Here is a 9,094-nt window from a genome sequence, read left to right as displayed (position 1 = left end):
GTCTCGGAAGACGAGATCGACGACTGGAAGCGGCAGTTCCTCGACGGCGACTGGTTGAAGTTGCTCGACGAGAACGGGGAGGGCACGTTCCCCTTCTGCTCGTGACGCACGACCGCGGACGGAGATCAACGCAGATCGGCCGCCTGGGCCCTGTCGCCCAGGCGGCCGATCCCTGTCCGCGGCGTCCCGCAGTATGGCGCGCTCACCGGCTGTCGGCCGCGCAGGTGATGAACGCGGTCCATGAGTCGCCGGCGAATATGAGCCGGGCGCCGTCCTTGTTCTTGGAGTCGCGGACGTGGACGGTGGCGTCGGCGGGGGCTATCGCTACCTCGACGCAGTCCCCGTCTTCGTTGCCGCTGTAGCTGCTCTTGAACCACTCCAGCGAGGCAGAGGTCATGCCTGTTCTCCCAGCACTCTTTCGATGAAGGCCAACGATTCCCGGGGCGAGAGGGCCTGCGCCCGGATCATTCCATAGCGCATGTCCAGGATCTGGACCTCCCGGGGATCACTGGTGATCCGGTTGTACAACTGGCCTTCCGAGAACCCCAGCGTCTTGCCGTCTTGGAGTCTCAGCACGCGGAACGCGCCCATCATGCCCGCGTGATCCTCCCGGTCCGTGGGCATCACCTGGATCTGCACATGCCGCAACTTGCCGATTTCCAGCAGGTGTTCGAGCTGCTTTCGCAGGACCATTCTGCCTCCGACTGGCCGTCGCAGCGTCGCCTCTTCCTGGACGAAGGTGACCAATGGCCGAGGCACGCGGTCGAATACGGCTTGCCGCGCCATGCGTCCGGCGACGAGACGCTCGATCTCGTCCTCGGTGTACGAGGGCCGTCGCATCGCGAACAGTGCCTGAGCGTATTCCGGTGTCTGCAGCAGGCCATGGATGTGGAGGGCGGCGTACCCCCCCAGCTCGACCGCCTCGTCCTCCAGCTTCTTCAGACCCCGCCCCACCTTCGGATACCGGGCCTTCTCCACGTCCTCCTTCATCGCCGAGAGCTTCCCGCCCGCCCCGAGCACCTCATCGGTCTTGTCCAGGAAGTCCGGCTTCGGAATCCTCCGCCCCCGCTCCACCGACGAGACCATCTCCTCGCCGTACCCGATCGCCGCCCCGAGTTCCGCCTGCTTCTTCCCAGCGGCCTCGCGCCACATCTTGATCTGACGGCCGACCGTCCTGAGTACGGCCGCTGCTTCCTCGTCCTCCACCCTCGCGCCTCCCGACGTACAAGTCGTACGACCCCGCCCTGCGTCCGTACAGTCACGCTCCGTACCGGCATCCTTGCTGTTCAGCGTAGGAACCCCCGGCCACGCTGGGTGACATGAACCAGAAATCCCTCCCCCAAGTCACCGCCCCGGCACACCACTTCACGGTGCAGCTGTCCGCCACTCGAAGAGGTGCTCGACTCGCGCGCCTGCTCGCCGAGCGCCAACTCGACGAATGGGGGAGGTACTTCGAGGGCGCACCCCACGTGGTGGCCGAGCTGGCGTCCAACGCAGTGCTCCACGGCCGCGTCCGGGGCCGGGACTTCCGTCTCACGCTCAGGCTGCACGAGGACGGCACCCTGCGCATCGAGGTGACCGACGCCCGCGGCGACCGGATCCCGCGCATCCCGGACCCGGGCACGGAGTGCACGGAATCGGGCCGAGGTCTCCTGATCGTCGCGGCGTACGCGGCCCGCTGGGGCGTCGACGAGCCGTCGGCCAACTGCAAGACGGTGTGGGCGGAGTTGGTGCCGGATCGCGTGGGCCAGTGACCCGGTCCGGTCCGACACCAAAGACAAAGAACCGGGGGAAAGAACCAACCCCGCCCAACCCAGCCCGTCCCACACCGCAACCCTGGTCACCTGTTCGGGTGATCACGCCCAATTCGGCTGGCGCGTCGGTGATGTGGTCGGGCACCGTCGGCCTCGACAGGCAACCGCACAAAGAATCGGCCCCCGCCGGGACTGCCATCCCGAACGAGGGCCTGATCATTCAGGAAGCAGAGACCTTCCCAATGACTGAGCAGCACTTTAGCGCGCACGCTCGCGCCCGGTCCGTCCGTTCCCGCCTCGGAGTTGACCACGTGGACGAACGCCACGACGAGGAGTTCACCGTCGTCGGAAACCATCTGGCCCAGCACCCCGACCTGTCGCTGACGGCGATCGGTCTGGCCACCCACATCCAGTCGCTTCCGAACGGAGCCCTGGTCGGCATCAAGGTCCTGGCGGCCAAGTTCCCCGAGGGCGAGACGCGGATTGCCTCAGCACTGCGGGAGCTGGAGAAGCACGGCTATCTGTCCCGCACCAAGGAGCGCCTGCCGTCGGGACGGATCGTGACGCGCACGATCTCGTACAACAAGCCCCAGAGGCGCACGGCCCACGAGACCCCCGCTCTCCGCCGCGCACCGGCCCCGGACCCCAAGGAGCCGGAACATCCGGCCCCGGCCGCACCTGACCTCCTCACCCACCGCACCGCCCGCACCGTACTGGCCGGCCTGCGCACCCGCGACCCTCGTCTCCACCTCGCCGAGTGCGACGTACGCCGCCTCACTCCCGCCGTGGCGGCCTGGCTGGAGCGAGGCGTCGCCCCCGACGACGTGCAACGAACTCTCTCAGCCGGGTTGCCGCCGGAAGGCGTACGTCATCCCGCGGGTTTCCTGGCACACCGCCTGACCGTCCTCCTGCCTCCCCTCTTCGAGCCCTTCGAGCCCGGTCCGCCGACCACACGCCCCGACCCTCTTCAGACCTGCGACGGCTGCGACCGTGCCTTCCGTGCGCCGCGACCGGGCCGCTGCCGCGACTGCCGACACCCCGAGCGGAAGGCGGCATAGGGAATGCCGGAAACGAATCGTGTGGCCTGTGCCGTCTCACCAGCGTCCCGTAACCCCCGCCGGTACCGTACGAGGAGCGAACCAGCAGCACCGGAGGTCACCGTGAGTGCGCAGAGCGACGGCCCGTACGGACCGCTGATCCCCATGCCCGAGCTGACTCCGGACGCGTTGCGGCGCGCAGTCGCCCGGATTGCCCCCAGCCGGCTTCCCGCCCTCACGCAGCACCTCTTCGAGGCCACGACCAACGCCCAGCAGACCCAGAGCTTTGCGCCCCTGCGGGCGTTCGTGCACTCCTGGGCGGTGTTCGTCGCGATCGAACGCCACCCCGTGCGGGCCGAGCGTCTGCGGGAACTGGAGCGAATCGTGGACACCGGCGACCAGGACCCGTCCGACGCGGTCGCTGAGATCCGGGCGATCCGCGAGGCGGCGGAGGCAGAGGCAGGGCTGTGACCGACTGGTCCTGGGACTACAACCCGAGTGCCGAATCCATCACCGGAGGACTCCCGCCCGGAGTGGTGGCGGAAGTGGAGCGACTCGCCGCCGAGCTGGCCGCGCTCGGCCATGACTCCGTGAGGGTCGGGAGACCCCTCGACCGGGAGGGCGGCCTACGCGAATTCGACATCCTCGGCGGGCGTGGCTTCATCAGCTTCTTGGCCGTGCCACGGCACGAGTGCGTCTACGTCTGCAATGTGACGTGGTACGGCTCATAATCGATCATTTGTGACTACTTCGGTCAGGCCTCGCATATCGATCTGCCCCCTGATCCGACCACCCCCGGTCGAATACAGTGCTGAGCTGTCGTACGTACGGACGGTGCCCCGGGGAGGTCTGGTGGATGCGACAGCCGGCGCCGTCTGGGGCCGTACCGAGCAGCAGGACTTCCGCAGCCGGGTGCGTGGCACGCTGCTCGGCGTCGCCGTCGGCGACGCGCTCGGTGCGCCGGTCGACGGGCTGACGCTGGACGGGATCCGGGAGGCACACGGCCCGGAAGGCGTCGTCGACCTCGCACCCGCGTACGGCAGACGCGGTGCCGTCACCGACCGCACCCAGCTCACGCTGTTCACCGTCGACGGACTGATCCGCGCCCAGGTCCGCCGGGACACCGGCGCCTGGCATCCGCCGACCGACCTGCACCGGGCGTATCTGCGCTGGGTCGCCACCCAGCGGGACTGGGGACCGGACCTGCGCCGCAAGGACGACGGCTGGCTGGCCCGCGAGGAGTGGCTGTACGCCCGCCGCGATCCGGCCCGCGCCCTGCTGCTGGGCCTCGGCGACGAGGTCATGGGCACGCTGGACGTGCCGAAGAACCCCGGTGAGGCCGGCCCCGAGGCGGCGGCCCGTTCCGCGCCGTTCGGACTGCTCGTCGGCTGGGAGCCGCAACTGGTCGTGCAGCTCGCCGTGGAGTGCGCCGCCCAGACCCACGGCCACCCCACCGCCTACCTCGCGGCGGGCGCGTACGCCGTGATCGTGCATGCGCTGGCGCGGGGCGACAGCCTGGACGGCGCCGTGCAGCGGGCGCTCGCCCTGCTCGCCGCCCGTCCGGGGCATCAGCCGGTGTCGGAGGCGTTGCAGCACGCGCTGGGTGCGGTACGGCAGGGGATCCCGACGCCGGCGCGGGTGGCGGAGCTGGCGGGGGAGGGTACGGCGGAGAGGGTTGTCTCCGCCGCCGTCTACTGCGCGCTGGTCGGTGAGGACGTACGGCATGGTCTGCGTCTCGCCGTCAACCACGACGGCCCCTCCGCCACGACCGCCGCCCTCACCGGCGGCCTCCTCGGTGCCCTGCACGGCGAGACGGCGCTCCCGCCGGCCTGGCTGGCCGAGCTGGAGGGCCGCCCCACGATCCTGGAACTGGCCGACGACTTCGCCATGGAGATGACCCAGGGCCCGGCCCTGCACGGCCCGGCGGGCGCGTCACCGGCATGGCTGACGCGCTATCCGCGGGCGTGAGTCCGATCACCCTGTGACGCAGGTCAGTCCTTCGTCGTCGTACGCACCACGTCGTCCACCGCCCCGGCGGGAGCCGGGACCGCGGCCGCTGCCGCCCCGTCCCCGTCGGTGTTGATCCGCTCGATGATCGCCAGCCGCTCCGGGGTGTCCTCGGGCTTCATGTACCCGATGAGGATGTACAGCACCAGCGACACCGCCAGTGGCACGGACACCTGGTACTGGAGCGGCACTCCGCCCTCGACGTTCCAGTTGATCGGGTAGTTGACCAGCCAGAACGCGAGCAGACCCATCGACCAGCTGACGAGCGCCGCGGTCGGTCCGGAGCGGCGGAACGGCCGCAGCAGGCCCAGCATCATCGGGATGGCCATCGGGCCCATCAGACCGGCGACCCACTTGATCACCACGGTGATGATGTCCTTGAACGTGGGGGAGTTGACCTGCGTGGCCGCCGCCATGGACAGCCCGAGGAAGACGACGGTGGCGACGCGGGCCACGACCAGGCCCTGACGTTCGCTCCACGACCGGGCCCTGGCCCACACCACGGGCGCGCAGTCCCGGGTGAAGACGGCGGCGATCGCGTTGGCGTCGGAGGAGCACATGGCCATGGTGTGCGAGAAGAAACCGACGATGACCAGGCCCAACAGGCCGTGTGGGAGGAGCTGTTCGGTCATCAGGGCGTAGGAGTCGGAGCCGTCCGGCTTCTGCGACTCCACCAGCAGCGGCGACATCCACATGGGGAAGAACAGCACCAGCGGCCAGACCAGCCACAGCGCCGCCGACAGCCGGGCCGAGCGCTCCGCCTCCCGCGGCGTGGGCGTCGCCATGTACCGCTGGGCCTGGTTGAGCATGCCGCCGTTGTACTCGAACAGCTTGATGAAGAGGAAGGCGAGCAGGAAGACCGTGCCGTACGGCCCCACCAGCGGCTTCTCGTGCCCGTCCAGCTCCGGCCGGTCCCAGACGCCGAAGAACCCGCCGTAGTCGCCGAGTTCCACCACGACCGCGACGAACATCGCGATACCAGCGAGGAGTTGGATGACGAACTGCCCCAGCTCCGTGAGCGCGTCCGCCCACAGGCCGCCGATGGTGCAGTACACGGCCGTGATCCCGCCGGTGATGAGGATGCCCTCGTTCAGGGAGACCCCGGTGAACACAGACAGCAGGGTCGCGATCGCCGCCCACTTCGCGCCCACGTCCACGATCTTCAGCAGCATGCCCGACCAGGCCAGCGCCTGCTGGGTCTTGAGGTCGTAACGGTTCTTCAGGTACTCCAGCGGGGAAGCCACATGCAGCCGCGAGCGCAGCCGGTTGATGCGCGGTGCGAACAGCTTCGACCCGATGGCGATACCCAGCGCGATCGGGAAGGACCACGTCACGAAGGAGGTCACGCCGTAGGTGTAGGCGATGCCTGCGTACCCGGTGAACATCACCGCGCTGTATCCGGACATGTGGTGCGAGATGCCGGACAGCCACCACGGCATCTTCCCGCCGGCGGTGAAGAAGTCGCTGACGTTGTCCACGCGTTTGTGCGACCAGATGCCGATCGCGACCATGACACCGAAGTAGCCGATGAGCACGGCCCAGTCGAGACTGTTCATGTGCCACCCTTCCAGGGTCCGCCTTGTGAACGGCCCGCTCATCGTGAGTGCGGTGACGAGGGCACGACAAGCAAGGGGAAGGTCAAGAGCAGGCAAAAATGTTCTTCTAGGTGACCTTCGTTCACAGATATGAATCCTGGGAGGGTGCGGTCACCGCATCAGCTCCCCCGCGTTGACCAGCAGCGACTGCCCCGTGATGGCCCGCGCCCGGTCCGACGCCAGGAACACCGCCGCGTCCGCCACATCCCCGTCCGTGGCCAGCTCCGGCAACGCCATCCGCCCGGTCAGCCGCCCCAGCACCTCGTCCTCCGGCACCCCCTCGGTGTGCGCGGCGAACCGCACGTACGCCTGCACCGGCGGCCCCCACATCCACCCCGGCAGCACGGTGTTCACCCGGATCCGATACGGCCCCAACTCCCGCGCCAGCGAGTACATCGCGCTCGTCAACGCCCCCTTCGACGCCGCGTACGCCGCCTGCCGCACCTGCGACGGAGCCGCCACCGCCGACTGCGTCCCGACGAACACCACCGAACCCCCGCCGCCCTCCTTCAGCCCCGGCAGACACGCCCGCGTCATCCGCAGCGTCCCCAGCAGGTTGACGTCGATCACCGACAGCCAGGCCGAGAAGTCGGCGTCCTCCAGCCCGCCGAAGTAGCTGTCCCAGGCGGCGACATGGACGACCGCGTCGATCCCGCCGAACCGCTCCCGCGCCAGCCCGGCCAGCTCCTCGCACTGCCCCTCGTCGGTGATGTCCGTCGACCGGTACGCCGTGTGCGCCCCGCCCGGATCGATCGCGGCCGCGCTCTTGGCGAGGTTCGCCTCCGTCCGCGCACCCAGCACCGCATTCCCGCCGTCCCGTACGACCGCCGCCGCGACCTGGTGACCCAGTCCGGCGCCGACCCCCGAGACGACCACGGTCTTTCCCTTGAGCAGTGACATCGCAGACTCCCGGCTCCGGCGGCATTACCTGACGGGCCGTCAGAGTATGAGGAACGGGAGGAAAGGGGAACGCTGCCTCACGGGGATTGGAATCGATCACCAGCGCCGAAGGCGGGCAGGTTTCATGCCATCCGGCTTCCGCTTGCTCATGATCGGGACACCGCCGCACGGGATATACGTGGGCTACACCCATTCTGGGCGACTTGCCCCTCTTCAGGCGATATGAAATACCTGAAGAGGGGTTGCAAGGCTCGCCGGGGACCCTGCTGGGCCTCCCTGGAAGAGGGAACGCCATGACGGGAGAGCACGAGTCCGCCGGGCGCGTGATCGCCGGGCGCTACAAGCTCCTGCGTCGGCTCGGCATTGGCGGCAGGGGGCGGGTGTGGCAGGCGTATGACCAGCGACTGGCGTGCGACGTCGCGCTCAAGGAGATCGTCCTGCCGCCGGACATCCCGGAACAAGAGGTGAGCGCCCGGATCACGAGGGCCGGCGGCGAAGCGCAGCACGCTGCACGGCTGCGCAACAACCCCCATGTGGTCACTGTGTACGACGTCGTGGAGGCCGACGGCCTGCCGTGGATCGTCATGGAATTCGTCCCCGGCGCCAAGGACCTGGACGCGGTGGTGCGCGAGCGGGGGCCGCTGCCGCCCACCGACGTCGCCCGGATCGGGCTGGCGGTCCTCGACGCCCTGCAGGAGGGTCACCGGCTCGGCATCCTGCACCGGGACGTCAAACCGGCCAACGTCCTGCTGACCTGCCTCGGCCCGCAGCCCTCCCACTCTACGGAGGGCTGCCAGGTGCTGCTGATCGACTACGGCATCTCGCTGGAGCCGAGCTCCGGAGAGCGCCTGACCGCCACCGCGGATTTCCTCGGGACCCCGGGCTACATGGCCCCGGAACGGGCCCATGGCGACGTGCCCACCCCGGCCTGCGACCTGTTCTCACTCGGCGCCACCCTGTATTTCGCGCTCGAGGGGACCGGCCCCTTCGACCGCGACTCCGCCGTCACCACGCTGAGCGCCCTGCTGTCCGAGTTTCCCACCCTGCCGCGCCGGGCAACGGAGCTGACCCCGGTCCTCCTCGGGCTGCTGGCCAAGGACCCCGAGCAGCGGATGGACGGTGATGAGGCAGCCCGGCGGCTCACCCCCATCGCCGCCCAGCCCGGCCCTTCCCCTTCGCGCCCTCTGGTCGTGCCGCCGGCCGAGCAGGAGGAACCGACCGGTCCGAAGCCGCCGCGCTCCCCGGAGCCGTCCCCGCCGACCGAGCTTCTGCCGTCGGCCGAGCGGGAGGAAACGACCGGTCCGCCCCGGGGGCCGCTGCCGTCGGCCGAGCCGGAGGAACTGACCGGCCCGCCCCCGGGACTGCCGCCGCACAAAGGTGACGTGGTCCGGCCGCGGCCAGGCCTGGCGTGGCTCGGACGCCGGCGGGCCGGGCTCGTCGCGGGGGTGGTGGCGGTGGCGCTGGCCGCGGGGGGCGTCGGCATCTACCTGGCCCAGTCCGGCTCATCGGGTCCTGAACGCGTGACCTCGATCAAGGTCGGTGGCTCCCCGCAGGGGGTGGCGGTGTCCGGGAACCGGGCCTACGTGGCCAGCTTGGGCTCGGACTCGGTGTCGGTGATCGACACCGCGACTCGCAAGGTGGGCCGCTCCATCCCCGTCGACTCCGACCCGTACGGGGTGGCCGTGTCCCCGGACGGGCGCCAGGTCTACACGACCAACGACATCGCGAACGCGGTGTCGGTGATCGACACCGCGACTCGCAAGGTGGACCACCGCATCCCCGTCGGCAAGAGCCCGCTGGT

Annotated in this window: 10 protein-coding genes; 6 read left to right on the top strand and 4 right to left on the bottom strand. The window is 69.6% G+C overall.

The window, feature by feature from the left end; genetic code table 11:
• Positions 1–202 precede the first annotated feature (202 nt).
• Together ACFVJQ_RS39955 and ACFVJQ_RS39950 are read right to left on the bottom strand one after the other, a co-directional pair.
• The gene (locus tag ACFVJQ_RS39955) at positions 203–397 is read right to left on the bottom strand and encodes a DUF397 domain-containing protein (protein WP_385790724.1); all 195 of its coding nucleotides are present in this window, start codon (positions 395–397) and stop codon (positions 203–205) included.
• On the bottom strand, positions 394–1,206 hold the full coding sequence (locus tag ACFVJQ_RS39950) for a helix-turn-helix domain-containing protein (protein WP_385790722.1): 813 nt from the start codon (positions 1,204–1,206) through the stop codon (positions 394–396). The genes ACFVJQ_RS39955 and ACFVJQ_RS39950 overlap by 4 nt, the downstream gene beginning before the upstream one ends.
• A gap of 113 nt (positions 1,207–1,319) precedes the next feature.
• On the opposite strand from ACFVJQ_RS39950, the gene ACFVJQ_RS39945 reads away from it, so the two are divergent.
• The 5 genes from ACFVJQ_RS39945 (at position 1,320) to ACFVJQ_RS39925 (ending at position 4,759) form a co-directional block, all read left to right on the top strand.
• On the top strand, positions 1,320–1,754 hold the full coding sequence (locus ACFVJQ_RS39945) for an ATP-binding protein (RefSeq protein ID WP_385790720.1): 435 nt from the start codon (positions 1,320–1,322) through the stop codon (positions 1,752–1,754).
• Positions 1,755–1,996: 242 nt separating this feature from the next.
• Complete coding sequence (locus tag ACFVJQ_RS39940; protein ID WP_385790718.1) at positions 1,997–2,812, top strand: helix-turn-helix domain-containing protein; 816 nt, start codon at positions 1,997–1,999, stop codon at positions 2,810–2,812.
• 102 nt (positions 2,813–2,914) lie between these two features.
• Positions 2,915–3,262: a hypothetical protein gene (locus ACFVJQ_RS39935; RefSeq protein ID WP_385516647.1), complete on the top strand. Its 348-nt coding sequence runs from the start codon at positions 2,915–2,917 to the stop codon at positions 3,260–3,262.
• Complete coding sequence (locus tag ACFVJQ_RS39930) at positions 3,259–3,522, top strand: hypothetical protein (RefSeq protein WP_385790716.1); 264 nt, start codon at positions 3,259–3,261, stop codon at positions 3,520–3,522. The genes ACFVJQ_RS39935 and ACFVJQ_RS39930 overlap by 4 nt, the downstream gene beginning before the upstream one ends.
• A 121-nt stretch (positions 3,523–3,643) precedes the next feature.
• Complete coding sequence (locus tag ACFVJQ_RS39925) at positions 3,644–4,759, top strand: ADP-ribosylglycohydrolase family protein (RefSeq protein WP_385790714.1); 1,116 nt, start codon at positions 3,644–3,646, stop codon at positions 4,757–4,759.
• A gap of 23 nt (positions 4,760–4,782) precedes the next feature.
• On the opposite strand, the gene ACFVJQ_RS39920 is transcribed toward ACFVJQ_RS39925, so the two are convergent.
• A complete protein-coding gene (locus tag ACFVJQ_RS39920; protein WP_385790712.1) occupies positions 4,783–6,354 on the bottom strand; it encodes a sodium:solute symporter family protein in 1,572 nt (523 codons plus the stop codon).
• Between the two features lie 150 nt (positions 6,355–6,504).
• On the bottom strand, positions 6,505–7,293 hold the full coding sequence (locus tag ACFVJQ_RS39915; protein ID WP_385790710.1) for an SDR family oxidoreductase: 789 nt from the start codon (positions 7,291–7,293) through the stop codon (positions 6,505–6,507).
• Between the two features lie 293 nt (positions 7,294–7,586).
• On the opposite strand from ACFVJQ_RS39915, the gene ACFVJQ_RS39910 reads away from it, so the two are divergent.
• Positions 7,587–9,094, top strand: a 1,508-nt coding sequence (locus ACFVJQ_RS39910; RefSeq protein ID WP_385790708.1) for a serine/threonine-protein kinase, incomplete at its 3' end; no start/stop codon positions are given.

The organism is Streptomyces sp. NPDC127197 (genome assembly GCF_042672405.1).
Lineage (GTDB): Bacteria > Actinomycetota > Actinomycetes > Streptomycetales > Streptomycetaceae > Streptomyces > Streptomyces flavusporus.
Note: the sequence above shows the minus strand (reverse complement) of the source record. Positions and strands in the feature narration are given on the sequence as shown.

What these genes read in the sequence shown, in the direction of transcription:
- ACFVJQ_RS39955 (WP_385790724.1), bottom strand. Translation starts at nt 397, where the DNA reads ATGACCTCTGCCTCGCTGGAGTGGTTCAAGAGCAGCTACAGCGGCAAC.
- ACFVJQ_RS39945 (WP_385790720.1), top strand. Translation starts at nt 1,320, where the DNA reads ATGAACCAGAAATCCCTCCCCCAAGTCACCGCCCCGGCACACCACTTC.
- ACFVJQ_RS39940 (WP_385790718.1), top strand. Translation starts at nt 1,997, where the DNA reads ATGACTGAGCAGCACTTTAGCGCGCACGCTCGCGCCCGGTCCGTCCGT.
- ACFVJQ_RS39920 (WP_385790712.1), bottom strand. Translation starts at nt 6,354, where the DNA reads ATGAACAGTCTCGACTGGGCCGTGCTCATCGGCTACTTCGGTGTCATG.
- ACFVJQ_RS39915 (WP_385790710.1), bottom strand. Translation starts at nt 7,293, where the DNA reads ATGTCACTGCTCAAGGGAAAGACCGTGGTCGTCTCGGGGGTCGGCGCC.